The sequence below is a fragment of the Proteiniclasticum aestuarii genome, from assembly GCF_017368455.1.
Taxonomy (GTDB): domain Bacteria; phylum Bacillota; class Clostridia; order Clostridiales; family Clostridiaceae; genus Proteiniclasticum; species Proteiniclasticum aestuarii.
The window spans coordinates 195033-220029 of record NZ_JAFNJU010000004.1; the positions used below are offsets into that span (position 1 = coordinate 195033).

Below are 24997 nucleotides of genomic sequence, written 5' to 3' on the forward strand. Positions count from 1 at the left end.
ACCTCCTCTTACTTTTACGCTTCTTCTACTAGTAGAAGATATTCGATCTTTTTGATCATACCTCTAACTTGAGGAGTATCATTATGTTCCATACTCTTACCAATCTTGGAAAGTCCAAGTGCCTTGGCAGTTGCAATATGGTCCTTCTTTCTACCAATTAAGCTTCTCTTTAGTGTTACCTTAATTTTAGACAAGTAAAACCCCTCCTATCCTAATATTTCTTCTACAGACTTTCCTCTTAATGCTGCGATTTCCTCTGCAGTCTTAAGATTTGCCAGTCCGTTGATTGTAGCCTTCACCATGTTGCTTGGGTTGTTGGATCCCAGTGACTTGGCTCTTACATCTTTATATCCTGCAAGTTCAAGCACTACTCTGGATGGTCCACCAGCGATGACTCCTGTACCTTCTGTAGCAGGCATGATTACAACATTGCCTTTACCGAATATACCGTTGATCTGGTGAGGAACAGTGGTTCCATCGATCTTAACTTCTACCAGGTTCTTCTTGGCATCTTCGACGCCTTTTCTGATCGCTTCTGGAATTTCAATGGACTTACCCATTCCAACTCCAACGTGGCCATTCTCATCTCCGACAACTACAAGAGCTGCGAATCTGAAATTTCTACCACCCTTAACAACTTTAGTAACTCTACCTATGTTAACAACTTTTTCTTTTAGGTCTAGTGTGCTAGGATCTATTTTCAAAATTGTTTCCTCCTTTTTTAAAATTCTAGTCCAGCTTCTCTTGCAGCTGCAGCCAGTGTTTCGATTCTACCGTGGTAGATAAATCCACCTCTGTCGAATACGACTGCTTTAATGCCCTTATCCAGCGCCTTCTTTGCAACTAGAACTCCAACCTTAGCGGCTGCATCCTTATTGCTTCCAACTCCATCAAAATCCTTATCAACTGATGAAGCAGAAACAAGTGTTACTCCGTTCACATCATCGATGATCTGAGCATAGATGTTTTTTTCACTTCTGTAAACAGAAAGTCTTGGTCTTTCAGCCGTTCCGCTGATCTTCTTACGAACCCTAGCGTGACGTCTTACTCTATTCGCTCTTTTATCTTCCTTTTTGAACATTAAGGTTCACTCCTTTCTTAATTCTACTTACCAGTCTTACCAACTTTACGTCTGATTACTTCGCCTTCGAACTTGATACCCTTGCCCTTATATGGCTCTGGCTTTCTCCAAGCTCTGATATCGGCAGCCACGTCACCAACAAGTTCCTTGTCGATTCCTCTGACGATCAGCTTCGTTGGGCTTACGATTTCGAATTCGATTCCGTCAATGGCATCAAACTCAACTGGATGGGAGAACCCCAGGTTCATCACAAGCTTCTTGCCCTGCAGCTGAGCTCTGTAACCCACGCCTACAAGTTCAAGTGTCTTCTGATAGCCTTCTGAAACTCCTACAACCATATTGTTGACCAGAGATCTCACAAGTCCGTGAAGTGCTCTGTTCTCTTTTTCATCGTTTGGTCTGGTCACAACAATCTGACCATCTTCAACGTTTATTTTGATATTCTTGTGCATAGCTTTTTCCAGTGTGCCCTTAGGTCCCTTTACTGTTACAACATTATCTGGTGTTACATCAAAGGTTACTCCGGCAGGAATTGCTATTGGCATTTTACCAATTCTTGACATTCATCTAACCTCCTGTTAATTAAGATAGCAACCTATTTACTACCAGATGTAGCAGATTACTTCTCCACCTAGTCCAAGCTTTCTTGCTTCTCTATCCGCTAAAACGCCCTGTGATGTTGATATTACAGCAACACCAAGTCCGTTCAGGACCTTTGGCACTTCTTCAGCTTTACAGTATACTCTCAGGCCTGGCTTGGAGATTCTCTTCAAACCAGTGATAACTCTTTCTTTGCTTGCGCCATACTTCAGGGCGATTCTCATCATCGGAACAACACCATCGTTGTATTCCTCAATTCCCTTTACGTATCCTTCTTCAAGTAATATATTTGCAACCGCCTTCTTTACTTTAGAAGAGGGTACTTCTACAACTTCATGTCTAGCAGAATTCGCATTTCTAACTCTAGTTAGAAGGTCTGCTATAGGATCAGTCATAACCATTTAATTGCCTCCTTTCACTAAATAAGTTTTACCAGCTTGCTTTCTTGACACCAGGAATTTCTCCCTTGTATGCAAGTTCTCTGAAACAGATTCTGCAGATACCATACTTCTTCAATACTGAATGAGGTCTGCCGCATAAGTTACATCTGGTATAAGCCTGTGTTGGGTACTTTGGATCTTTTTTCCATTTTTCTATAATAGCCTTACGTGCCACGATTTTCCCTCCTTATTTTTGAGCAAATGGCATTCCGAGGAACCTTAGTAGTTCTCGTGCTTCTTCATCTGTCTTCGCTGTAGTTACGAATACGATATCCATTCCTCTGATTGAATCAACCTTATCATACTCAATTTCCGGGAATATAAGCTGTTCCTTAATTCCGATAGAGTAGTTTCCTCTTCCGTCAAATGACTTGTCAGATACTCCTCTAAAGTCTCTTACTCTTGGAAGAGCGATATTGATCAGCTTATCAGCAAACTGGAACATCTGGGTCTTTCTTAATGTGACCTTGCATCCAATTGGCATGTCTTCTCTTAGCTTAAAGTTCGCAACAGACTTCTTAGCTCTGGTTATAACCGGCTTCTGTCCTGCGATCAGTGTCAGGTCTGAAACTGCGGATTCTAGAATCTTCGCATTTTCCTTTGCCTTACCAACACCCATATTTATTACAATTTTTTCAAGTCTTGGTACTTCCATTACATTCTTGTAGGAAAACTTTTCCATCATCTTTGGAATGACTTGTTCATTATAAACTTCCTGTAATCTTGAAATCATCAATGGTCCTCCTTTCAATATTTACTAAAGTACGGTTCCGCACTTCTTGCAGACTCTTACTTTTGTTCCATCTTCTGTGATCTTCTTTGCAATTCTTGTAACAGCTTTGCACTTGTCACAGTAAAGCATTACCTTGGAGCTGAATATTGGAGCTTCCGTCTCAATGATTCCGCCTTGCATGTTTGATCTGCTTGGTTTTGTATGCTTCTTCACGACGTTCACGTCTCTTACAAGCACCTTGCCAACCTTTGGTAATACGGAAATGACTTCGGATACCTTACCCTTGTCCTTACCGGAAATCACCATAACCTTATCATTCTTTTTAACATGTACCTTCATCTCTTAGCCACCCTCCTTCTAAAGAACTTCAGGTGCCAGAGAAAGTATTTTAGAGAATGTTTCCTTTTCTCTAAGTTCTCTTGCAACTGGCCCGAAAATACGGGTACCTCTTGGTGTTTTATCATCCTTGATGATAACTGCTGCGTTTTCGTCGAATCTGATGTAAGTTCCATCATATCTCTTGGTTGAGTTTACAGTTCTAACTACAACCGCCTTGATGACTTCACCCTTTTTAACAACTCCGCCTGGTGTTGCACTCTTAACGCTAGCAACGATAATATCTCCTACTCTGGCATATCTTCTTCTTGTACCGCCGAGTACCTTTATACACATGATCTCCTTAGCTCCAGAATTATCTGCAACTTTTAGCATGGTCTGCTGTTGAATCATGATTTACCTCCTTTCAGCTATATATGCTACTTAGCCTTTTCAATGATCTCTACAAGTCTCCATCTCTTATCCTTAGATAAAGGTCTTGTTTCCATAATCATTACTGTGTCATTGTATTCTGCTTCATTCTTTTCATCATGAGCCTTGAACTTTACTGTTCTGTTCATTGTTTTACCGTAGAGCGGATGTCTTACCTTAGTCTTAACCGCAACAACAATTGTCTTGTCCATTTTATCGGATACGACTACGCCTACTCTGGTTCTTCTGTTATTTCTTTCCATATAGTTGACCTCCTTTCACGGATTAATTGCTAACTGCCTTAATCTCTTCTTCTCTAATGATGGTTTTAATCTGAGCGATGGACTTCCTTACTTCCTTAATTCTCATAGGGTTTTCAAGCTGTCCAGTAGCTAACTGGAATCTTAGATTGAAAAGTTCTTCCTTAAGATCATGAAGCTTTGCTGAAAGATCTTCGGAGCTGCCAGCTCTTAAATTCTTTAACTCTTTAGCCTTCATTATTCTTCACCACCCATTTCTTCAAAATCTCTTCTTGTGACGAACTTGGTAGAAACAGGAAGCTTGTGCTGTGCAAGTCTCATAGCTTCTCTTGCCTTCTCTTCGTCAACTCCTGAAAGTTCAAACAGAACTCTTCCAGGCTTAACAACTGCCACCCAGTACTCAACGTTACCCTTACCGGATCCCATTCTTACTTCTGCTGGCTTTTCTGTTATTGGCTTATCGGGGAAAATCTTAATCCAGAGTTTTCCTCCTCTTTTAATATATCTGTTAATCGCAATTCTGGCAGATTCAATCTGATTGGATGTGATCCATCCACATTCAGTTGCCTGTATTCCATAATCTCCATAAGCAAGGAAATTACCTCTGGTGGCTTTTCCCTTCATTCTGCCCTTCTGAACCTTACGACGTTTCACTCTCTTAGGCATTAACATGTCGAATTCCTCCTTTCTTAGTCTATACTATTATGCGTTAGCAACTTCCTTGGTCTTCTTTGTAGGAAGCACTTCACCTTTATAGACCCAAACCTTTACTCCGATCTTACCATAGGTGGTATTGGCTTCTGCAAATCCGTACTGGATGTCCGCTCTTAATGTCTGCAGCGGAATGGTTCCCTCACGGTATGTTTCGCTTCTAGCGATTTCAGCTCCGCCCAGTCTACCAGCACACATGGTCTTTACACCCTTTACGCCAGGTGATCTCATGGCTCTCTGGATTGTCTGCTTCATGGCTCTTCTGAAGGAAATTCTCTTTTCCAGCTGTGCAGCGATACTTTCAGCCATCAGCTGAGCATCTCCGTCAACGTTTCTTACTTCTACGATGTTCAGTAAAAGAGTCTTGCCTTCTACAAGAGGCATCATATCCTTCTTCAGCTGATCGATTCCTGATCCACCTCTACCGATAACCACTCCTGGTTTAGCGGTATGGATGTTGATCTTGATTCTCTTGGCTGCTCTTTCAATTTCAATCTGGGAAATACCAGCATTGAATAGTCTCTTATTTAAGAATTCTCTGATTTTCTGGTCTTCAAGGATGTTTGCTGCAAATGTCTTCTTATCTGCATACCATCTTGCGTTCCAGTCTTTAATTACACCAACTCTGAGTCCGTGTGGATTTACTTTCTGTCCCACTATTTAATTACCTCCTTTTTCTAAGCTCTATCTTTTACCACTACTGTGATATGTGTAGTTCTCTTCATGATGCTGAATGCTCTTCCCTGGGCATGTGGCTGATATCTCTTAAGAGTTGGCCCTGGTCCGCAGTAAGCTTCAGATACATAAAGGGAATCTCTATCTAATTCAAGATTGTTTTCTGCATTGGCTACTGCTGACTTCAATACCTTATTGATTACAACAGCTGCATCCTTCTGTGTATGCTCAAGAATTGCCATAGCGTCATTCACATTCTTGTTTCTGATTAAATCAAGAACGATTCTAACCTTTAATGGTGACATTCTCACATACTTGTTTATAGCTCTAGCTTCCATTAATGATCCTCCTTTCGATTACGATAAAATTATCTCATCTTTGACTTTTTCTCACTTACATGACCTCTGTAAGTTCTTGTTAGTGCGAACTCACCAAGCTTGTGTCCAACCATATCTTCTGAGATATAGACTGGTACATGCTTTCTTCCGTCATGAACTGCGATGGTGTGCCCAATCATTTCTGGAAAAATTGTTGAGCTTCTTGACCAAGTCTTAATGACTTTCTTTTCCTTAGCCTTGTTCATTTCGATTATCTTCTTCAATAGGCCTTCTTTTACAAAAGGTCCCTTCTTTACTGATCTACTCACGTTTATTTTCCTCCCTTCGGAAATTATAAGTTAGTAGAAGAGGCTCTTCCTGCAAGGAAGAGAGTTCTTCCTACTTTGTTCTTCCCTTGATGATAAGTCTGTCTGAATACTTCTTGTTCTTTCTTGTCTTGTATCCAAGTGCTGGCTTACCCCATGGAGTAACTGGTGCAGGTCTTCCTATTGGAGCCTTACCTTCACCACCACCGTGTGGATGGTCAACCGGGTTCATTACGGAACCTCTTACTGTAGGTCTGATACCCATATGTCTCTTTCTACCAGCCTTACCGATCTTGATGATCTCGTGGGTGGTGTTGGAAACAGTACCAACTGTCGCTCTACATTCGATTCTCACATATCTCATTTCTCCTGATGGAAGTCTGAGTGTTGCGTAGTTTCCTTCCTTCGCCATAAGCTGTGCGGAAGTACCAGCGGATCTTACCATCTGTCCACCCTTACCAGCTGCAAGCTCGATGTTGTGGATGAATGTACCAACTGGAATGTTCAGCAGTGGAAGTGCATTACCAGGCTTGATGTCTGCGTCCTTACCGGAAACAAGCACATCTCCTACCTTGACTCCTAGTGGAGCAAGAATGTATCTCTTCTCACCATCAGCGTATACAACAAGTGCGATGAATGCGGATCTGTTTGGATCGTATTCGATTGTTGCTACTCTTGCTGGAATTCCATCTTTATTTCTCTTGAAATCTATGATTCTGTATTTTCTCTTAGCACCGCCACCACGATGTCTAACAGTGATCTTACCCTGGGCATTTCTACCACCGGTTCTGTTCTTAGCTACAAGAAGTGACTTTTCTGGTTTGTCAGTTGTGATTTCCACAAAAGCATTGCTGGTCATATTTCTTCTTGAAGGGGTGGTCGGTTTATAACTCTTAATAGCCATACTAGCTTTCCTCCTTAATTATCTTCTCTGGTTTAAGAAACCAATAATGGACACATCCTAGTTCATGTTGTCGAAGAACTCGATGGTCTTGCTATCTTCAGTTAATGTAACGATAGCCTTCTTTGTGTCGGATCTTTTACCGATATGTACTCCCATTCTCTTGACCTTACCAAGGGAGTTCATTGTCTTCACGTCTTCAACCTTAACGCCGAATACCGCTTCAACAGCTTTCTTGATCTCTACCTTGTTCGCTTCAGGATGTACTAAAAATGTGTACTTCTTTTCAGCCATGGCAGCCATGGACTTTTCAGTGATAACAGGCTTTCTGATGATATCGTAAACTGTTAACTTTTTCATTATGCGTACACCTCCTCGAGCTTAGATACTGCATCCTGTGTAATGATGAGATTGTCATACTTCAGAAGATCATATACGTTGATGTTGTTCACAGGCATAACCTGAATTCCTTCAACATTTCTTCCGGACTTGTACACGTTCTCGTTGGATTCAGCTGTGATGATCAGTGCTTTCTTCACATCGAATGCTTTAAGCATGGTCACCATGTCCTTTGTCTTTGGTGCATCAAATTCCAGGTTCTCAAGAACGATCATTTCATTTTCCATTACCTTCGCTGTTAAAGCGGACTTCATAGCCACTTTTCTCATGCTCTTTGGAAGTGAAACTCTGTAATCTCTTGGCTTTGGTGCAAATACGATTCCACCGCCGACCCATTGTGGTGATCTGATGGACCCCTGTCTTGCTCTACCAGTTCCCTTCTGTCTCCATGGCTTGATTCCACCACCTCTGACCTCAGCTCTGGTTTTCGCAGACTGTGTTCCCTGTCTCTTATTGGCAAGTTGAGCAACTACTACCTGATGCAGTACTGCCTTATTAACTTCAACGTTGAATACTTTCTCATTCAGAGAAACATCTCCAACCTTTTTTCCTTCAATATTGAATAATCCTACTGTAGGCATTTTGTATCCTCCTTTCACTTAAGATTTATGCCTTGACTGAATTTCTGATAACAACCACACTCTTGCTTGGTCCTGGGATACCACCCTTGATCAGAATTACATTCTTTTCTGGCATTACTTTTACTATTTCTAGATTTAATACTGTTGTATTCACATGTCCCATTCTTCCAGGCATCTTCTTGTTCTTGAATGTTCTGGATGGTGAGGATGATGCTCCCATGGAACCTACTGCTCTATGGAACTTGGATCCATGAGACTTTGGTCCGATGTGGAAGTTCCACTTCTTGATAACACCAGCGAATCCCTTACCCTTTGAGAGTCCGGATACGTCGATCTTTTCTCCAGCTTCGAAAGCGTCAACCTTGATTTCAGCACCGACTTCGTAGGTGTTTTCTTCAAGTCTGAATTCCTTCAGAAGTCTCTTCACGCCAACGCCAGCTTTCTTGAACTGACCCTGTCTTGGCTTGTTGACAAGCTTTTCTCTGATCTCACCGTAACCAACCTGAATCGCATTGTAGCCTTCTTTTTCAGTTGTCTTGATCTGAACGACAACATTTGGCTTTGCTTCAACGACAGTTACTGGAACAATTTTTCCGTTTTCATCAAATATCTGGGTCATACCGATTTTGGTACCCATTATTGCTTTTTTCATTTTCTTACCTCCAAACTTATTAGCGGATCGCACATCGCTGTGCGGTCATAACAGTTCATAGAGTTAACTATAAACTATTTCTACAGCTTAATTTCGATGTCTACACCAGCTGGCAGATCTAATCTCATCAGCGCATCAACTGTCTTTGGTGATGGGTTGACGATGTCGATTAGTCTCTTGTGTGTTCTGATCTCAAACTGTTCTCTTGAATCCTTGTACTTATGTACTGCTCTAAGAATTGTGATGATTTCCTTCTCAGTTGGTAGTGGAACTGGTCCTACAACCTTTGCCCCTGAAGACTTTGCAGTCTCAACAATTCTTTCAGCTGATGCATCAAGCACGCTGTGATCAAAAGCCTTTAGTCTGATTCTGATCTTCTGTTTTGCCATTTTGTTACCTCCTTCTTTTTCTTTGTACGTTATACTTTTTTCGCACAACAGCGGATATCCGTAAACTGTACCGGGTGTTTCATCGTTTGAGTCCGCACCAAATACGAGCCAGGGTACCCTCGTCGGGTTCGTGACCTGACATGCTCATCAAGAATTACCTGTATAGTCCAGCAACCTCTTGAATCATTGCTGTTCGCTGTAACTATAATATTATACTACATTACAGTTACCTATTCAATTGAAAATCCAAATCCGCAAAAGTTTTTTTCACTTCAATTGAACATCCTTATTATTATACTGATTTTCCCCTTTCAATACAAACAAAAACTGTACATTCATGAAAGGAATGCCTAAATATATGAAATCAATGAAAAAACCGGAGAAACTCCGGCTGATTCGTTGATTGAAATGTTTACATCCCACTGTTTTGACGCTGCTTCCTACTGTTCTTTATGCATTCTCCAGAGTTTCCACCTTCCGGTTGTCCACGTAAAGAACCTGATTGTACAGATTTCTGTTCTCTTTGATGATGATGTGACTCACATTCAGCACGGTCAGCTGCTCCAGTGAGAGAATTGTTCTTTCGATCTCTCTTGCAGTGTCATAATCAAGACTCTGAAACGCCTCATCCAGGATCAGGATATCCGAATCATTAAGGAGCGCTCTGGCGATGGCGATTCTTGATCTTTCTCCGCCCGATATGTTTCTTCCGTTGTCTTCGATGACTGTGTCCAGTCCACCTGGAAGCTTTTCCACAAACATCCCTAACCCTGCTTCTCTTATGGCTCTTGTCAGTTTCTCTTCCGTAATGTCTCTGTATAGTGTGAGATTGTTTCGTAAGGTATCATCGAACATGAACACCTGCTGCTCCACATTGGAAATGGATCTGAAGAAACTTTCCTTGGTGATCTCGGATAGATTCTGTCCATCCACGAGAATTCTTCCCCGATCAGGACTGAAGTATTTTCTCAGAAGTTTAAGCAATGTGGACTTCCCTCCTCCGCTGGGACCCACAATGAGATATTTACCGTTTTTTCTGACGGAGAGATTCACCTCTTCCAGCACTCTGTTCTCTCCATAAGCATAAGATACTCCATCCAGCTCTATCCTCTCTCTGAATCCTTCCATATGGATATGCTCTGATGCGTTTTCTCTGTTCTTCAGCGAATCATCCAGTGTAGTGAAGAGATTTCTTGCGCTGACGATTCTCGGAAAGAGCTCACTGGCTCTCTGAAAAGGACCGATGAGGGACTGGAAGTTTGAAAGTATGAGGATGACACCACCGAAACTGAGTTTCCCGAGAATCGTATAGTATACCGAAACGGAAATGACGATGAGCACGGTCAGATTGATGGTGAAGTTCTGCAGGGCATAGATAAAGGTGGAGGTCTTCTCGATCTGATAGCTTTTCTGCTGGAGGTGAAGACTGCGATCTCTGAAGTTATGCTCGATTCTGTCATAGAGATTGTTCACCCTGATGATCCGGAAGGCACCCAGCACTTCCGAGAGATACCCGGTATATTTCTCATAAAGACCACTTCTTTCGAGAAACAGTTTCTTCACAGGTCCAGACAGCGCATTGGAAAGAAATCCCATAAGCACCGACACCACCAGGATGATGCCGAGGATTTCGATATTGATTCCACCAATGACGATGATGATGACGAAGAAGGAGATGAAGGCCAAGGCCAGCTCGAAAATCCCATCTATGTAATCCAGGTCAATGGTGTTTAGATCATTGGTGATGTGCGAAACATACTTCGCTGTGCTTTCCCTGTTGAACTCGTTGATGTTCTTATTGAATACACCACGAAGATAATAGGTCTTCAGATTCAGATTCGTCTTTCTTCTGTAATACCCTTTCATGACCGATAACAGCGTCTGCATAAGAAAAAGAACGAAGGCGAAAAAGACTAGTCTTAAGGCGATGCCCATAAATCCAGGTTTCTCCGATGCAAAAGTAAGATCCACCAGATCTCTCATGAGCAGGCTCATATATCCGTTGATCCCACTGGAGAGCAGCCCCACGAAAAGCGCTGCAAGGAGCAGCCCGAATGTCTTCTTATAGACCTTATTCATACTGCACCCCCTCTAGATACGCTTCCATGGTTTTCAGGGTGATACCGCCATTGACGATTTCTATGACATAATCATATTTTTCGGAAACCCCTTTATAAAATCTATGAGAGATGGCAATGACGGTGGTATCCAGAGAAAGTATCGTATCTTCCACATGTCTCCCCAGCGTTTCATCCAAGGCGGAAGTCACTTCGTCCGCAAATAGAATCTGCGGTTTGCGGATGATCGCTCTGGCGATGGAGATTCTCTGACGCTCTCCACCGGAGAGATTCTTGCCGTTTTCCTCGATGACTTCGGAAAGACCCTGTTCTTTCTTCTCTAGGAGAGATTTGAGCCCCGCCCCTTTCACAGCATTTTCCATCTCAGCTTCTGGATATTCTCGGAACAAGGCGATGTTGTTCCTTATGGTGTCCTCAAAGAGAAATACATCCTGGTAGATGAAACTGGCATGTTCATTGAAGCTGTCTTCTCTGATCTGTTTCAGATTGACCCCATCCACGAGAATCTCCCCCTGGTAATGCTCATGCACTTTTGAGAGCAGGTTGATCAGTGTGGATTTACCTGCTCCACTTGATCCTTTCAGAAGATACTTCTTCCCCTTTTCTATTTTCAGATTCGCATCCTTCAGCACGATTTTATCCTCATAACTGAACGACAGATTCCGGATTTCAATATCCCGGTCGAAGGCATATTGCATGACTTCATCGGTTTTTTCGCTGTCCTCATCTCTCTTCAGAATATTCTCGATGATGGTGGCATTGGACTTCAGTACATTAAAGAGCGGCATGATTTCGGTGATGGGCCAAATGGTGGAACTGGCCATACTGAAAGTGAACATGAGTCTGGCCAGATCAAACCCTTCTTCCGCCGTGGAGATGACATAGTAGAGAATCAGAATGGTGGTGATGAACCCCAGAAAATTGGAGAATCTCCCCTGCCAGAAGGTGAAGATGAAATAATTCGCCTTTCGTCTTTCCAGCCTGTCCGTTTCCTTCATGGAATTCAGAAGAAACCTGTCTTCAATCCGGTTCAGCTTCAGAATCTCCAATCCTGAAAATGTATTGGATACATTCACCGTGAACGCCTCATTACTTCTTTGCACCTCTTCCTGCATCTTTATGGTCCGCTTCTGAAAAGATCTGTTGATGAAAAAGACACCGAGCGATACCAGCAGCATCATCAGTGCAAGCCTATAATCCAGATAGAATAGAATCAGAAGACTCACGGAATATATGGATGCACCGAAAAACAGATTCAGCAGCGCATGAAAGTACTTTCCCTCGAAAGTATTGATGTCATTGACCAGGTTTGAAATATACTCATTCCTCAGTTTTCTGTTGAAGCTTCTGGTGGTCTTCGTCATGATGTTTTTGAAGGCTTCCATTCGGATTCTGAGCGTTGTGTCACGCATGAACCCAATTCGAAGAAGTCTGGATGCAATGAAAATGAGCGCCGCGTATATAAACGCGAAAAGCGCAAAAATGCTGTATTTCAAGAGATCGTCCATACTCCGGGTCTGGACCACCCCTGCAATCTCGGCGATGGCCAGGTTCGTCAGAATGTACTCCGTGATGAGTATGCCGCACCCGATGAGATATTTGATGAATCCTTTTCTGTCCTGGAAAAGCAATGTACGCATAAGAGCCTCCTCTATGGAATGTATATAGGTCTTCTCCAGACTAACATAACATTGTTACGTTGTAAAGCGCTGTTTGAAATTATCCTTCTGCTACTATATCAGTCTATCCAGCAAATCATACTCTCCATACTTTTCACTTTATCAAGACTTTGTTTCACCCTTCTTCGCAACAACCCTGGACATAAAAAAAAGCCAGAAGATAAATTTCTTTATCCTCTGACTTCTTCAATCTACCTGATTACCGGATTACTCGTTGATTGTTGTTACAACGCCTGAACCTACGGTTCTTCCGCCTTCTCTGATCGCGAATCTCAGACCTTCGTCCATAGCGATTGGTGTGATCAGTTCAACATTCATGTCGATATGGTCTCCAGGCATTACCATTTCCATTCCATCTGGAAGCTTGATGTTTCCTGTTACGTCCGTTGTTCTGAAGTAGAACTGTGGTCTGTAACCATCAAAGAATGGTGTATGTCTTCCGCCTTCTTCCTTCTTCAGCACGTATACCTGTCCTACGAACTTGGTATGTGGCTTTACGGATCCTGGCTTAGCTAGAACCTGTCCTCTTTCGATTTCAGATCTCTGGATTCCTCTCAGAAGTGCTCCGATGTTGTCTCCAGCCTGCGCTGAATCAAGAAGCTTTCTGAACATCTCTACTCCTGTACATACTACCTTTCTGGATTCTTCCTGCAGGCCTACGATTTCTACTTCGTCTCCTACCTTCAGTACTCCAGTCTCCACTCTTCCTGTTGCTACGGTTCCTCTTCCTGTGATGGTGAATACGTCCTCTACAGGCATCAGGAATGCTTTGTCGGTCTGTCTCTCTGGTGTTGGGATGTAGCTGTCGATGGCTGCCATCAGTTCCATGATTGGCTTGATCTTCTCTGGATCGGTTGGGTTATCCAGTGCTTCCAGTGCGGAACCTGCGATAACTGGTGTATCATCTCCTGGGAAATCATACTCGTTCAGAAGCTCTCTTACTTCCATTTCCACCAGCTCAAGTAGTTCTGGGTCATCCACCATGTCTGCCTTGTTCAGGAAGACTACGATGTAGTTAACTCCTACTCTTGATGCAAGAAGGATATGTTCTCTTGTCTGTGGCATTGGACCATCTGCTGCGGATACAACAAGAATTGCTCCATCCATCTGTGCTGCTCCGGTGATCATGTTCTTGACATAGTCAGCATGTCCTGGGCAGTCTACGTGAGCATAGTGTCTGTTTTCAGTCTCATACTCTACGTGGGAAGTATTGATGGTAATACCTCTTTCCTTCTCTTCTGGTGCTTTGTCGATCTGGTCGTACTTTGTTGCTGTAGCTCCACCTGTCTGTGATAACACAGTTGTGATTGCTGCTGTCAGCGTGGTCTTACCATGGTCAACGTGTCCGATGGTTCCGATGTTGACGTGTGGCTTATTTCTCTCGAATTTTGCTTTTGCCATTACTTTCTCCTCCTTAAAACTCTAATTAAGCGTTTTTCTTTCCTGCGATTTCTTCCTGAATGCTCTTAGGAACTGGCTCATAGTGATCAAATTCCATGGAGTAAACACCTCTACCCTGGGTTTTAGATCTTAGCGTAGTTGCATATCCGAACATTTCTGAAAGTGGTACGAATGATGCAACAACCTTGGCTCCTGCTCTATCGCTCATACCTTCGATTCTACCTCTTCTGGAGTTGATGTCACCAATTACGTCTCCCATGTAGTCTTCTGGGACAATGACTTCAACCTTCATCATAGGTTCAAGAATTACTGGGTCAGCCTTTGCCATAGCATTCTTGAATGCCATGGAACCAGCTACCTTAAAGGCCATTTCATTGGAGTCGACATCATGGTATGATCCGTCTACAATTCTTGCCTTGAAGTTGATGGTTGGGTAACCACCGATAACACCCGCCTGGGATGCTTCTCTGATACCCTGGTCAACTGCTGGAACATATTCTCTTGGAACAACACCACCAACGATGCCGTTTTCGAATGAATACTCTTCTTCAGTTGGAATCAGTTCGATGACGGCATGACCATACTGTCCACGTCCACCGGACTGTCTTACAAACTTACCTTCAGCCTTGACAGCCTTCTTGATGGTTTCCTTGTAAGCAACCTGAGGTGCACCGACATTACATTCCACTTTGAATTCTCTCTGCAGTCTGTCAACGATGATCTCAAGGTGAAGCTCACCCATACCCGCAATGATGACCTGTCCAGTATCCTGGTCGGTGAAGGTCTTGAAGGTCGGATCTTCTTCAGCCAGCTTCGCCAGCGCAATACCCATCTTTTCCTGACCAGCCTTGGTCTTTGGTTCGATGGCAACAGAAATAACTGGCTCTGGGAATACCATGGATTCCAGAATGATCTGGTCTGTATCTACACAAAGAGTATCTCCTGTAGTAGTATCCTTCAGACCAACAACCGCTCCGATTTCTCCGGCTCTCAGCTCTTCCACTTCCTGTCTGTGGTTTGCGTGCATCTTAACTAGTCTACCGACTCTTTCCTTCTTGCCCTTTGTAGAGTTGATTACATAGGAACCGGAAGTCATGACACCGGAATAGATTCTTGTGAATGCAAGTCTACCAATGAATGGGTCTGTCGCAATCTTGAACGCAAGTGCGGACATAGGCGCATTATCATCAGCAGGTCTTGAATCTTCTTCACCATCAGGTGTGACCCCTGCGATGGCTGGGATATCCACTGGTGAAGGAAGGTAATCCACTGCAGCATCGATCATTTCCTGTACGCCCTTGTTCTTGTATGAAGAACCGCATATTACTGGAACGATTTCGTTGTTGATGGTTCCCTTTCTCAGGGCAGCCTTCATTTCTTCAACAGTGATTTCTTCGCCTTCCAGGTACTTCATGGTCAGATCTTCATCAAGATCCGCCACTGCTTCCACAAGGATCGCTCTGTATTCATCTGCTCTGGCCTGTACGCTTTCTGGAATAGGTCCTATTTCGATCTCTTTTCCAAGATCGTCAAGATGAACGATTCCTTCCATTGTTACAAGGTCAACTACACCCTTGAATCCCTGTTCAGACCCGATTGGAACCTGAATTGGCACTGCGTTGCACTTCAGTCTGTCCTTGATGGTTTCAACGGACTTGTAGAAGTCTGCTCCGGTTGCATCCATCTTGTTGATGTATACAATTCTTGGCACGCCATATTTGTCAGCCTGTCTCCATACGGTTTCAGTCTGTGGTTCAACACCGCTCTTTGCATCCAGAACTGTAACAGCTCCGTCAAGCACTCTCAAGGAACGTTCTACTTCAACAGTGAAGTCTACGTGTCCTGGGGTGTCGATGATATTGATAACATGTCCCTTCCAGTTTGCTGTTGTAGCAGCGGAAGTGATTGTAATTCCTCTTTCTTTTTCCTGAGCCATCCAGTCCATCTGTGATTCACCACTATGTGTCTCACCGATTTTATGAACCTTTCCTGTATAGAAAAGTATACGCTCAGTTGTGGTCGTTTTTCCTGCGTCGATATGTGCCATAATCCCTATATTACGAAACATTTCTAAAGGGAACTCTCTTGCCACATGGACTCCTCCTCTCGTGATTATATTGCACAAAACTGTTTCAGCTATGCCAAAACAGTTCTATGCTCAAAATTAATATCTGTAATGAGCAAACGCCTTATTAGCTTCTGCCATTCTGTGTGTATCTTCTCTCTTCTTAACAGCTGAACCTGTGTTGTTTGCAGCGTCCATTAGCTCTCCAGCCAATCTCTCTCTTGCATACTTCTCAGATCTCTTTTCAACTGCTATAAGTAGCCATCTGATACCAAGTGTCTGTCTTCTCTCTGGTCTAACTTCAATTGGAACCTGGTAGTTGGAACCACCTATTCTTCTTGACTTGACTTCGAGTAATGGCATGATGTTGTTCATAGCTGCTTCGAAAACTTCAACAGGATCATTTCCTGTTTTTTCGTTTATGATGCCGAATGCTTCATAAACAATCTTCTGCGCTACGCCCTTCTTGCCATCCTCCATCACGCTGTTGATCAGCTTTGTTACAACCTTGGAGTTGTACATTGGATCAGCTAAAACTTCTCTTTTTGCAATGTATCCTTTTCTTGGCACTTTTCTTCCCTCCTTAACTAAATTAATTCATCGGTACTCGGTGATTCTTCACCGCAAAGCGCTCTGTGTATTCTATATGAATGAAAACCTACTATTTTCCAATCTATATCCTAAACATAGCACTATGTCATTGTCAACTATTTCTTGACTTTGGGTTTCTTCGTACCATACTTTGATCTGCTCTGCATTCTACCAGTAACGCCAGCGCTGTCTAGAGCACCTCTTACGATATGGTATCTTACACCTGGTAAGTCCTTAACTCTTCCGCCTCTGATCAGAACAACACTATGTTCCTGCAGGTTATGACCTACGCCACCGATGTATGCGGTAACTTCAAATCCGTTTACAAGTCTTACTCTCGCAACTTTTCTAAGGGCTGAGTTCGGCTTCTTAGGAGTAGTAGTCTTAACTACAGTACATACGCCTCTCTTCTGAGGAGCTTCCTTAAGGGCTGGTGAACCAGTCTTATAAATAACTGTTTCCCTACCTTTTCTTACTAATTGGTTAATAGTTGGCATCATTTCACCTCCATTTTGATGTGTGTATCTATATTACATTTAATATAGCAGTTTAACATGGAACAAAAATCTGTTCCGGCAGTTGTGATTCCACTGAATATTTTACCTCATATGAAAACATTAGTCTTTAAATAACTTTTAAGTTATTGTGAAGAGTCTTCAGCATGAAGATCAAACCGCTCCAGAACCGGACAGGTCCGATTCTGGTCAGTCAAAATCACACAAAGATTATTTTATCACCATACTTTGGCAATGTAAAGAAAAATTATTCTTCTTCAAAAAGGTCAACTTCATCAACCTCAGGCATTTCTACCATTTCTCTCTCCGTTGAGAGCTTGATGTGGTTGTATCTTCTCATGCCTGTACCAGCAGGAATGAGCTTACCAATGATGACATTTTCCTTCAGACCAAGCAGTGGATCGATCTTTCCCTTTATGGCTGCATCGGTCAGGACTCTAGTGGTTTCCTGGAAGGATGCTGCGGAAAGGAAGGAATCCGTTGCAAGGGATGCTTTGGTGATACCCAGAAGAACCTGCTCGCCTTCAGCTTCCTGAAGTCCCAGTTCTCGTACTCTCCTGTTTTCCTCTTCGTAATCGAAGATATCCACAAGGACACCTGGCATCAGACTGGTATCGTTGGCTTCCGCCACCTTCACCTTTCTGGTCATCTGTCTTACGACAACTTCGATATGCTTGTCATTGGTATCAACACCCTGAAGACGATACACCTTCTGCACTTCTGCAAGGAGGTATTCTCTTACGCCCTTGATCCCCTTGATTCTCACGATATCGTGGGGGTTGATGGACCCTTCCGTGATGCTGTCCCCTGCTTCCACAACGTCTCCGTCGTGGACTTTCAGTCTGGAACCGAAGGAGATGTCGTAGGTGTATTCTTCTCCGTCTTCGGATAGAACATAAACCACTCTCTTCTTCTTTGTTTCATCTATTCTTACGGTACCCTTGATATCGGATACAACAGCAAGTCCCTTAGGTTTTCTGGCTTCAAAGAGCTCTTCTACTCTAGGAAGACCCTGGGTGATATCGGATCCGGCTACTCCACCTGTATGGAAGGTTCTCATGGTCAGCTGGGTTCCAGGTTCTCCGATACTCTGTGCGGCAATGATGCCCACGGATTCACCGATGTTGATTCTCTGTCCGGTAGCCATGTTCATGCCGTAGCACTTACCGCAGACACCGACCTTCGTCTTACAGGTGAATACGGATCTGATGTAGACACGTTTCACACCGACTTCATCGATTTTTTCCGCCATGAGCGGTTCGATGTATTCGTTCTTTCTTACAAGGATTTCACCATCCAGCGGATTGATGATATCCTCAAGGGCATATCTTCCTGTCAGTCTTTCAGCCAGTGTCTCTACGATTTCAGCACCCTCACGGATGGCTTCAATGTAGATTCCTTCTTCCGCTCCGCAGTCCGCTTCTCTTACGATCACGTCCTGTGACACGTCAACAAGTCTTCTTGTCAGGTAACCTGAGTCAGCGGTTTTCAGCGCTGTATCCGCATTACCCTTTCTGGCTCCATGGGTGGAGATGAAGTACTCGGAGATGTTCAGTCCTTCCACGAAGGAGGCTCTGATTGGAAGTTCGACGATTTTACCCGATGGATTGGCCATAAGTCCTCTCATACCAGCAAGCTGCTTGATCTGGGACTTGGAACCTCTCGCACCGGAATCGGCCATCATGAATATAGGATTGTACTGATCCAGAGAGTCCATTAGGGCATCCGCCACATCATCTGTGGTCTGTGTCCATTTCTCGATGACTCTTTCATATCTTTCGTCTTCGGAAATAAGTCCTCTTCTGAACATATTTTCAATCTTCTTGACTGTCGCATCCGCGTCAGCAAGGAGTTCTTTCTTCTTTTCCGGAACGATCATATCTGAGATCGCAACGGTTACCGCACCGATGGTGGAATAGTGGAAACCAAGGGACTTGATTTCATCCAGCATCACGGATGTTCTGGTTGGACCATACTTGATGTAACATCTGTTGATGATCTTCTCCAGCTGCTTTTTACCAACGAGGAAGTTCACTTCCAGCATCATTTCATTGCCTGGAATGTCTCTGTCCACGAATCCGAGGTCCTGTGGAATGGATTCGTTAAAGAGAAGCTTTCCAAGGGTTGTCTGAATGATGGCCTTCCTGACTTCTCCATCTATGGTCTTGCTGACACGAACCTTTATGGATTCCTGCAGTGTCACATTGCTGAGCTGATAGGACATGAGCGCTTCTTCCTTGGAGGAGAAGATCTTCATCTCGTTTTCAGGCACTTCCTTCTCCATGGTCAGGTAGTATCCACCAAGGACCATATCCTGGGAAGGTACTGCCACTGGCTTACCATCGGATGGTTTCAGGATGTTTCCGGAAGCGAGCATCAGGAATCTTGATTCCGCCTGCGCTTCCATGGAAAGTGGAACGTGCACAGCCATCTGGTCACCGTCGAAGTCCGCATTGTATGCTGTACATACCAGCGGATGAAGCTTGATCGCTCTACCTTCGATGAGCACAGGCTGGAATGCCTGAATACCCAGTCGATGCAGTGTAGGAGCACGGTTCAGAAGTACTGGATGGTCTGTGATGACCTCTTCCAGAATATCCCATACCTGAGGCTGAATCTTTTCAACCATTCTCTTTGCACTCTTGATGTTATGCGCTGTACCGTTTCTGACCAGCTTTTTCATGACAAAAGGCTTGAACAGCTCAAGAGCCATTTCCTTAGGCAGTCCGCACTGGTACATCTTAAGCTCCGGTCCGACAACGATAACGGAACGTCCGGAGTAGTCTACTCTCTTACCAAGAAGATTCTGTCTGAATCGTCCCTGCTTACCCTTCAGCATATCGGATAGAGACTTGAGCGGTCTGTTTCCAGGACCCGTTACCGGTCTGCCACGTCTGCCGTTGTCGATGAGGGCATCCACTGCTTCCTGAAGCATTCTTTTTTCATTTCTTACAATGATGTCTGGAGCGCCAAGGTCAAGGAGTTTTTTCAGTCTGTTGTTTCTGTTGATGACTCTACGATACAGGTCATTCAGGTCAGATGTGGCGAATCGTCCACCATCCAGCTGAACCATCGGTCTGATATCCGGTGGAATCACAGGAATCACATCAATGATCATCCAGTCCGGTCTGTTGCCGGATTGTCTGAAGGATTCCACTACCTCAAGTCTTCTGATGATTCTGATCTTCTTCTGACCGGTAGCTGTCTTCAGCGCTTCTTTCAGTTCAACGCTCATGGCATCCAGGTCAAGTTCTGCCAGGAGATCCTTCACCGCTTCCGCACCCATCTTCGCTTCGAAAGCGCCGTAGCCTTCCTGCTCGATGTGTTCTCTGTATTCTCTTTCCGAAAGGATCTGCTTCTTCATCAGTGTGGATTCCTTAGGATCCAGCACCACATAGGAAGCGAAATACAGGATTCTTTCAAGAGATCTTGGACTCATATCCAGGATCAGTCCCATTCTGGAAGGTATTCCTTTGAAATACCAGATATGGGATACTGGGGCAGCCAGTTCGATGTGCCCCATTCTCTCTCTTCTTACTTTGGACTTCGTTACTTCAACGCCGCAGCGGTCGCAGACGATCCCCTTATACCTAACTCTCTTGTATTTACCACAATGACACTCCCAGTCCTTCATAGGTCCAAAGATACGCTCACAGAAGAGCCCGTCTCTTTCCGGTTTCAGTGTTCTGTAGTTAATGGTTTCAGGCTTTTTAACCTCACCTCTTGACCAGCTTCGGATCTCATCTGGAGATGCAAGACCGATCTTCAAGGCATCAAAATTATTTAATTCTATCAAGGGTAATCCTCCCTTCAATTACTCTAAATCTTCAGCGAAACTGTTTGAACTTACTTCTTCGAAATCATCCTCGTCTTTTATCACGTGGGTTTTTTCAGTTATTTCCTCTGGAACATCAATGATTGTATCCTCTGGGGAGTCAATCCTGATGGCCTTGAGTTCTATGGAAGCCTCTTCGTACTCGGAATCTTCTTTAAGCTCGATTTCCTCTCGCTCGTCGTTCAGCACCTTCACATTGAGGCAAAGGGCCTGCAGTTCCTTGATCAGTACTTTAAAGGATTCTGGCACTCCAGGTTGTGGAATGTTTTCACCCTTGACGATGGATTCGTAGGTTTTCACTCTACCCACCACGTCATCGGACTTCACGGTCAGAATTTCCTGGAGCGTATGAGCGGAGCCGTAAGCTTCCAGTGCCCAAACTTCCATTTCACCGAATCTCTGTCCACCGAACTGCGCTTTACCACCAAGTGGCTGCTGCGTAACCAGTGAATAAGGTCCTGTACTTCTGGCATGAATCTTGTCATCAACCAGATGCGCAAGCTTCAGGATATACATGTATCCTACCGTAACTTCATTATCAAATGGTTCTCCGGTTCTTCCATCATAAAGGACGGTCTTACCGTTTTTGTTGAATCCGGCTCTTTCCAGTGTCTCCTCGATATCCTTTTCGGATGCTCCGTCAAATACCGGAGTAGCCACATGCCAGCCAAGCTTCGCTGCTGCCCATCCTAAATGAACTTCAAGCACCTGTCCGATGTTCATACGGGATGGAACACCCAGTGGATTCAGACAGATCTGCAGCGGTCTTCCATCAGGAAGGAACGGCATATCTTCTTCTGGGAGGACTCTTGAGATAACACCCTTGTTACCATGACGTCCAGCCATTTTGTCTCCAACTGAGATTTTTCTTCTCTGAGCGATGTAACATCTTACGAGCATATTCACGCCAGGTGGTAGCTCGTCCTGATTGTCTCTTGTGAAGATCTTGATGTCCACGATGATACCAGCGGCGCCATGAGGCACTCTCAGGGAAGTATCTCTTACTTCTCTCGCCTTTTCACCGAAGATTGCACGAAGCAGTCTTTCCTCTGAAGTCAGATCCGTTTCACCCTTTGGTGTGACCTTACCGACCAGAATGTCTCCTGCTCTTACTTCAGCACCGATTCTGATGATTCCTCTTTCGTCGATATCCTTCAGGGAGTCTTCTCCGACGTTTGGAATGTCTCTTGTGATTTCTTCAGGCCCGAGCTTCGTGTCTCTGGCTTCCGCTTCATACTCTTCGATATGGATGGAAGTGAACACATCGTCTCTGACGAGTTCTTCTGAAATCAGCATCGCATCTTCATAGTTGTAACCTTCCCAGGTGATGAATCCCATTCGGATATTCTTACCCAGAGCGATTTCTCCCAGGTCTGTGGAAGGACCGTCTGCAAGAAGGGATCCTCTTTCCACATGTTCTCCCTTGACCACAAGCGGCTTCTGGTTGATACATGTACCCTGGTTGCTTCTCTTGAACTTCAGCAGTTTATAATGATCAATGGATCCGTTGTCGTCTCTCTTGATCTTGATTTCATTTGCACTTACATAGATGACCGTACCTTCGTTTCTTGCCTTGGGCAGTACTCCGGAGTCTAAGGCAGCCTTGTACTCGATTCCTGTTCCCACATAAGGAGCAGCAGGTTTCAGAAGTGGAACCGCCTGACGCTGCATGTTGGATCCCATCAGTGCTCTGGAAGCATCATCATTCTCAAGGAATGGAATCATCGCTGTCGCAACAGAAACGATCTGACGTGGAGAGATATCCATCAGGTCTACCTCTTCCTTTGGAACAACCAGTACGTCTTCTCTGTATCTTACGGTTACTCTGTCATCAATGAACATGGAGTTTTCATCCAGAAGTTCATTGGCCTGGGCAACCAAGAGTTCATCTTCCTCATCTGCAGTAAAGTACTTCACATCCGTGGTGACCTTACCTGTCCCCTTTTCCACGATTCTATAAGGCGTTTCGATGAATCCATATTCATTGACACGCGCATAGGTGGACAGGGAGTTGATGAGACCGATGTTCGGACCTTCAGGTGTCTCAATGGGACACATTCTTCCATAATGGGAATGATGTACGTCTCGGACTTCAAATCCGGCTCTTTCTCTGGAAAGACCACCAGGCCCCAGAGCTGAAAGTCTTCTCTTATGCGTAAGCTCAGAAAGCGGATTGGTCTGGTCCATGAACTGTGACAGCTGGGAGGATCCGAAGAATTCCTTCACTGAAGCAGTTACCGGTCTGATGTTGATCAGCGCCTGTGGGGTGATATTGTCCTGATCCTGAATCGTCATTCTTTCCTTCACGACTCTTTCCATTCTGGAAAGACCGATTCTGAACTGATTCTGGAGAAGCTCTCCCACGGATCGCAGTCTTCTGTTTCCGAGATGATCGATGTCATCCACGTGTCCTACGCCATGGCCTAGGCCGATTTCGTAGCTGATGCTCGCGAAGATGTCATCCTTCAGCACATGCTTTGGAATCAGGTTATGGATATTCTTCTTCAGCTCATCCTTCAGTTCATCTTCAGGAAGATTCTGGTCCAGAATACTCTTCAGTGTTGGATAATGCACCATTTCCTTGATATGAAGCGCTTTCGGGTCAAATGATACAAAATCGGACAGGTGAACAAAATGGTTGCCGATGACACGCACTACCTGCTCTTCTACAAGAATATCAACAAAGTTGATTCCTGCAGCCATGATTTCATGCGCGATGTCTCTGGTGATTCTTTCTCCCTTGGATACCAGGATTTCTCCAGTTTCGCCATTGACCACATCTTCTGCGGCGGTCTGATTATAAAGTCTGCCCGCAATGGACAGCTTCTTGTTGAACTTGTAACGACCTACCTTGGATAGGTCATATCTCTTCGCATCGAAGAACAGGGAATCAATCAGGGAAGTAGCACTGTCAACTGTTGGTGGTTCCCCTGGTCTTAATCTCTTGTAGACTTCAAGTAGTCCCTCTTCATGAGTATTGGTATTATCTTTTTCAAGGGTTGCTTTTAAACGCTCATCCTCACCAAAATAGTCAAGAATCTCCTGATCGGAGTTGAATCCCATAGCTCTTGCAAGAACTGTGATTGGCAGCTTTCTTGTCTTGTCTATTCTCACATTCATGACTTCATTGGAATCTGTTTCATACTCCAGCCAAGCACCACGATTCGGAATCACTGTCGCGGAATAAAGCTTCTTTCCGTTTTTGTCTATGCTCTCGTTGTAATATACACCTGGAGACCTGACCAGCTGAGACACGATGACTCTTTCTGCTCCATTGATGATGAAGGTTCCTTGTTCGGTCATCACAGGGAATTCTCCCATGAAAACCTCCTGCTCTTTGATCTCACCGGTTTCGATGTTCTCAAGCCTGATCTTCACCTTCATTGGTGCTGAGTATGTGGCATCTCTTTCCTTGCATTCCTCAATGGAATACTTGATGTTCTCGCGGTCCAGATGGAAACCTATGAACTTCAGAACCAGATTTCCACCATAGTTGGAAATAGGGTTAATGTCGTCAAAAACCTCATCTAAACCTTCACTTAGAAACCAATTGTAGGAATCTAATTGAATCTCAATAAGATTAGGCATATCATAGACGTCCTTAACCCTTCCGAAACTCATTCTCGTCCTCTTTCCTGTTGAAATTGGAACAGGATGTACCATTAGCATTCACCCCTTATATAAACTAAAATAACCAGAAAATGCGCATAGTATCCCTAAGGACCTTGCACTTCTGGATTGTGACCATACGTTGCGATTTCCGCAATTATTTTGCTATTACAAATGCGAAAAATCCCGTTTACTATTCTAACCTATTTTTCTCTCTTTTACAAGAGTACGATTATATATATTATCATAATATTAACATCTGGTCAATGAAAAACTGCAAAATTCACGTCTTCATTCGAGAGAACCACCAGATTTTCCCATACTCCACAGACATACACCTGTCAGGTTTAAGAGAGATGAACCTATTCAGAAGAAGCCCTTTCATCGAGCCTGAATCCCTTGAAATATAGAT

General features: G+C 44.0%; 28 protein-coding genes. All 28 read right to left on the minus strand.

Annotated features, from left to right (window positions below; all coding sequences use genetic code 11):
* Positions 1 to 14: 14 nt before the first annotated feature.
* Positions 15 to 194, minus strand: a complete 180-nt coding sequence (gene rpmD / locus J3A84_RS06960) for a 50S ribosomal protein L30 (RefSeq protein ID WP_207599286.1) — start codon at positions 192 to 194, stop codon at positions 15 to 17.
* Between the two features lie 12 nt (positions 195 to 206).
* Entirely contained in the window at positions 207 to 704 is a 498-nt protein-coding gene (rpsE, locus tag J3A84_RS06965) for a 30S ribosomal protein S5 (RefSeq protein WP_207599287.1), read from the minus strand.
* Between the two features lie 17 nt (positions 705 to 721).
* A complete protein-coding gene (gene rplR / locus J3A84_RS06970) occupies positions 722 to 1081 on the minus strand; it encodes a 50S ribosomal protein L18 (protein ID WP_207599288.1) in 360 nt (119 codons plus the stop codon).
* Positions 1082 to 1104: 23 nt separating this feature from the next.
* Positions 1105 to 1644 (minus strand): 50S ribosomal protein L6, encoded by a 540-nt coding sequence (rplF, locus tag J3A84_RS06975; RefSeq protein WP_207599289.1) that lies wholly within the window; start codon positions 1642 to 1644, stop codon positions 1105 to 1107.
* A 39-nt stretch (positions 1645 to 1683) separates the two neighbouring features.
* Entirely contained in the window at positions 1684 to 2082 is a 399-nt protein-coding gene (gene rpsH, locus J3A84_RS06980) for a 30S ribosomal protein S8 (RefSeq protein ID WP_207599290.1), read from the minus strand.
* 28 nt (positions 2083 to 2110) lie between these two features.
* Positions 2111 to 2296, minus strand: coding sequence for a type Z 30S ribosomal protein S14 (locus J3A84_RS06985; protein WP_207599291.1), 186 nt, complete (start codon positions 2294 to 2296; stop codon positions 2111 to 2113).
* Positions 2297 to 2308: 12 nt separating this feature from the next.
* Positions 2309 to 2854 carry a 50S ribosomal protein L5 gene (gene rplE / locus J3A84_RS06990; RefSeq protein ID WP_207599292.1) on the minus strand — a complete coding sequence of 182 codons (546 nt, stop codon included), beginning with the start codon at positions 2852 to 2854 and terminating at the stop codon, positions 2309 to 2311.
* 24 nt (positions 2855 to 2878) lie between these two features.
* On the minus strand, positions 2879 to 3193 hold the full coding sequence (rplX, locus tag J3A84_RS06995) for a 50S ribosomal protein L24 (protein ID WP_207599293.1): 315 nt from the start codon (positions 3191 to 3193) through the stop codon (positions 2879 to 2881).
* Positions 3194 to 3211: 18 nt separating this feature from the next.
* A complete protein-coding gene (gene rplN, locus J3A84_RS07000; protein WP_207599294.1) occupies positions 3212 to 3583 on the minus strand; it encodes a 50S ribosomal protein L14 in 372 nt (123 codons plus the stop codon).
* A gap of 26 nt (positions 3584 to 3609) precedes the next feature.
* The gene (gene rpsQ / locus J3A84_RS07005; protein ID WP_207599295.1) at positions 3610 to 3864 is read right to left on the minus strand and encodes a 30S ribosomal protein S17; all 255 of its coding nucleotides are present in this window, start codon (positions 3862 to 3864) and stop codon (positions 3610 to 3612) included.
* Between the two features lie 22 nt (positions 3865 to 3886).
* Positions 3887 to 4099: a 50S ribosomal protein L29 gene (rpmC, locus tag J3A84_RS07010; protein ID WP_207599296.1), complete on the minus strand. Its 213-nt coding sequence runs from the start codon at positions 4097 to 4099 to the stop codon at positions 3887 to 3889.
* Positions 4099 to 4533, minus strand: coding sequence for a 50S ribosomal protein L16 (gene rplP / locus J3A84_RS07015; RefSeq protein WP_207599297.1), 435 nt, complete (start codon positions 4531 to 4533; stop codon positions 4099 to 4101). The genes rpmC and rplP overlap by 1 nt, the downstream gene beginning before the upstream one ends.
* Before the next feature lie 30 nt (positions 4534 to 4563).
* Entirely contained in the window at positions 4564 to 5229 is a 666-nt protein-coding gene (rpsC, locus tag J3A84_RS07020; protein WP_207599298.1) for a 30S ribosomal protein S3, read from the minus strand.
* 20 nt (positions 5230 to 5249) lie between these two features.
* Complete coding sequence (rplV, locus tag J3A84_RS07025) at positions 5250 to 5585, minus strand: 50S ribosomal protein L22 (RefSeq protein ID WP_207599299.1); 336 nt, start codon at positions 5583 to 5585, stop codon at positions 5250 to 5252.
* Positions 5586 to 5614: 29 nt separating this feature from the next.
* The gene (gene rpsS, locus J3A84_RS07030) at positions 5615 to 5893 is read right to left on the minus strand and encodes a 30S ribosomal protein S19 (protein WP_207599300.1); all 279 of its coding nucleotides are present in this window, start codon (positions 5891 to 5893) and stop codon (positions 5615 to 5617) included.
* A 70-nt stretch (positions 5894 to 5963) separates the two neighbouring features.
* Positions 5964 to 6794 carry a 50S ribosomal protein L2 gene (gene rplB / locus J3A84_RS07035; protein WP_207599301.1) on the minus strand — a complete coding sequence of 277 codons (831 nt, stop codon included), beginning with the start codon at positions 6792 to 6794 and terminating at the stop codon, positions 5964 to 5966.
* 57 nt (positions 6795 to 6851) lie between these two features.
* Positions 6852 to 7151 carry a 50S ribosomal protein L23 gene (gene rplW / locus J3A84_RS07040; protein ID WP_207599302.1) on the minus strand — a complete coding sequence of 100 codons (300 nt, stop codon included), beginning with the start codon at positions 7149 to 7151 and terminating at the stop codon, positions 6852 to 6854.
* Positions 7151 to 7771, minus strand: coding sequence for a 50S ribosomal protein L4 (rplD, locus tag J3A84_RS07045; protein ID WP_207599303.1), 621 nt, complete (start codon positions 7769 to 7771; stop codon positions 7151 to 7153). The genes rplW and rplD overlap by 1 nt, the downstream gene beginning before the upstream one ends.
* Positions 7772 to 7796: 25 nt before the next feature.
* A complete protein-coding gene (gene rplC / locus J3A84_RS07050; RefSeq protein ID WP_207599304.1) occupies positions 7797 to 8423 on the minus strand; it encodes a 50S ribosomal protein L3 in 627 nt (208 codons plus the stop codon).
* Positions 8424 to 8503: 80 nt separating this feature from the next.
* On the minus strand, positions 8504 to 8812 hold the full coding sequence (rpsJ, locus tag J3A84_RS07055) for a 30S ribosomal protein S10 (protein WP_207599305.1): 309 nt from the start codon (positions 8810 to 8812) through the stop codon (positions 8504 to 8506).
* Between the two features lie 450 nt (positions 8813 to 9262).
* Positions 9263 to 10891, minus strand: a complete 1629-nt coding sequence (locus J3A84_RS07060; RefSeq protein ID WP_207599306.1) for an ABC transporter ATP-binding protein — start codon at positions 10889 to 10891, stop codon at positions 9263 to 9265.
* The gene (locus J3A84_RS07065; protein ID WP_207599307.1) at positions 10884 to 12530 is read right to left on the minus strand and encodes an ABC transporter ATP-binding protein; all 1647 of its coding nucleotides are present in this window, start codon (positions 12528 to 12530) and stop codon (positions 10884 to 10886) included. Before J3A84_RS07065 ends, J3A84_RS07060 begins: the two co-directional genes overlap by 8 nt.
* 246 nt (positions 12531 to 12776) lie before the next feature.
* Positions 12777 to 13970 carry an elongation factor Tu gene (tuf, locus tag J3A84_RS07070; protein ID WP_207599308.1) on the minus strand — a complete coding sequence of 398 codons (1194 nt, stop codon included), beginning with the start codon at positions 13968 to 13970 and terminating at the stop codon, positions 12777 to 12779.
* A 25-nt stretch (positions 13971 to 13995) separates the two neighbouring features.
* Positions 13996 to 16062, minus strand: coding sequence for an elongation factor G (gene fusA / locus J3A84_RS07075; RefSeq protein ID WP_207599309.1), 2067 nt, complete (start codon positions 16060 to 16062; stop codon positions 13996 to 13998).
* A gap of 72 nt (positions 16063 to 16134) precedes the next feature.
* Positions 16135 to 16605 carry a 30S ribosomal protein S7 gene (gene rpsG / locus J3A84_RS07080; RefSeq protein WP_207599310.1) on the minus strand — a complete coding sequence of 157 codons (471 nt, stop codon included), beginning with the start codon at positions 16603 to 16605 and terminating at the stop codon, positions 16135 to 16137.
* Between the two features lie 137 nt (positions 16606 to 16742).
* Positions 16743 to 17123, minus strand: coding sequence for a 30S ribosomal protein S12 (gene rpsL, locus J3A84_RS07085; protein WP_207599311.1), 381 nt, complete (start codon positions 17121 to 17123; stop codon positions 16743 to 16745).
* A 265-nt stretch (positions 17124 to 17388) separates the two neighbouring features.
* Positions 17389 to 20937 (minus strand): DNA-directed RNA polymerase subunit beta', encoded by a 3549-nt coding sequence (rpoC, locus tag J3A84_RS07090; RefSeq protein WP_207599312.1) that lies wholly within the window; start codon positions 20935 to 20937, stop codon positions 17389 to 17391.
* 18 nt (positions 20938 to 20955) lie between these two features.
* Positions 20956 to 24639 (minus strand): DNA-directed RNA polymerase subunit beta, encoded by a 3684-nt coding sequence (rpoB, locus tag J3A84_RS07095; RefSeq protein ID WP_207599313.1) that lies wholly within the window; start codon positions 24637 to 24639, stop codon positions 20956 to 20958.
* Positions 24640 to 24997 lie beyond the last annotated feature (358 nt).

What these genes read in the sequence shown, in the direction of transcription:
- rplN (WP_207599294.1), bottom strand. Translation starts at nt 3,583, where the DNA reads ATGATTCAACAGCAGACCATGCTAAAAGTTGCAGATAATTCTGGAGCT.
- rplF (WP_207599289.1), bottom strand. Translation starts at nt 1,644, where the DNA reads ATGTCAAGAATTGGTAAAATGCCAATAGCAATTCCTGCCGGAGTAACC.
- tuf (WP_207599308.1), bottom strand. Translation starts at nt 13,970, where the DNA reads ATGGCAAAAGCAAAATTCGAGAGAAATAAGCCACACGTCAACATCGGA.
- rplE (WP_207599292.1), bottom strand. Translation starts at nt 2,854, where the DNA reads ATGATTTCAAGATTACAGGAAGTTTATAATGAACAAGTCATTCCAAAG.
- rpmC (WP_207599296.1), bottom strand. Translation starts at nt 4,099, where the DNA reads ATGAAGGCTAAAGAGTTAAAGAATTTAAGAGCTGGCAGCTCCGAAGAT.
- rpsQ (WP_207599295.1), bottom strand. Translation starts at nt 3,864, where the DNA reads ATGGAAAGAAATAACAGAAGAACCAGAGTAGGCGTAGTCGTATCCGAT.
- rplD (WP_207599303.1), bottom strand. Translation starts at nt 7,771, where the DNA reads ATGCCTACAGTAGGATTATTCAATATTGAAGGAAAAAAGGTTGGAGAT.
- J3A84_RS07060 (WP_207599306.1), bottom strand. Translation starts at nt 10,891, where the DNA reads ATGAATAAGGTCTATAAGAAGACATTCGGGCTGCTCCTTGCAGCGCTT.
- rpsH (WP_207599290.1), bottom strand. Translation starts at nt 2,082, where the DNA reads ATGGTTATGACTGATCCTATAGCAGACCTTCTAACTAGAGTTAGAAAT.
- J3A84_RS07065 (WP_207599307.1), bottom strand. Translation starts at nt 12,530, where the DNA reads ATGCGTACATTGCTTTTCCAGGACAGAAAAGGATTCATCAAATATCTC.
- rplB (WP_207599301.1), bottom strand. Translation starts at nt 6,794, where the DNA reads ATGGCTATTAAGAGTTATAAACCGACCACCCCTTCAAGAAGAAATATG.
- rplC (WP_207599304.1), bottom strand. Translation starts at nt 8,423, where the DNA reads ATGAAAAAAGCAATAATGGGTACCAAAATCGGTATGACCCAGATATTT.
- rpoB (WP_207599313.1), bottom strand. Translation starts at nt 24,639, where the DNA reads ATGGTACATCCTGTTCCAATTTCAACAGGAAAGAGGACGAGAATGAGT.
- rplP (WP_207599297.1), bottom strand. Translation starts at nt 4,533, where the DNA reads ATGTTAATGCCTAAGAGAGTGAAACGTCGTAAGGTTCAGAAGGGCAGA.
- rplW (WP_207599302.1), bottom strand. Translation starts at nt 7,151, where the DNA reads ATGAAAAAGTTAACAGTTTACGATATCATCAGAAAGCCTGTTATCACT.
- rpsJ (WP_207599305.1), bottom strand. Translation starts at nt 8,812, where the DNA reads ATGGCAAAACAGAAGATCAGAATCAGACTAAAGGCTTTTGATCACAGC.
- rplX (WP_207599293.1), bottom strand. Translation starts at nt 3,193, where the DNA reads ATGAAGGTACATGTTAAAAAGAATGATAAGGTTATGGTGATTTCCGGT.
- rpsL (WP_207599311.1), bottom strand. Translation starts at nt 17,123, where the DNA reads ATGCCAACTATTAACCAATTAGTAAGAAAAGGTAGGGAAACAGTTATT.
- rplR (WP_207599288.1), bottom strand. Translation starts at nt 1,081, where the DNA reads ATGTTCAAAAAGGAAGATAAAAGAGCGAATAGAGTAAGACGTCACGCT.
- rplV (WP_207599299.1), bottom strand. Translation starts at nt 5,585, where the DNA reads ATGGAAGCTAGAGCTATAAACAAGTATGTGAGAATGTCACCATTAAAG.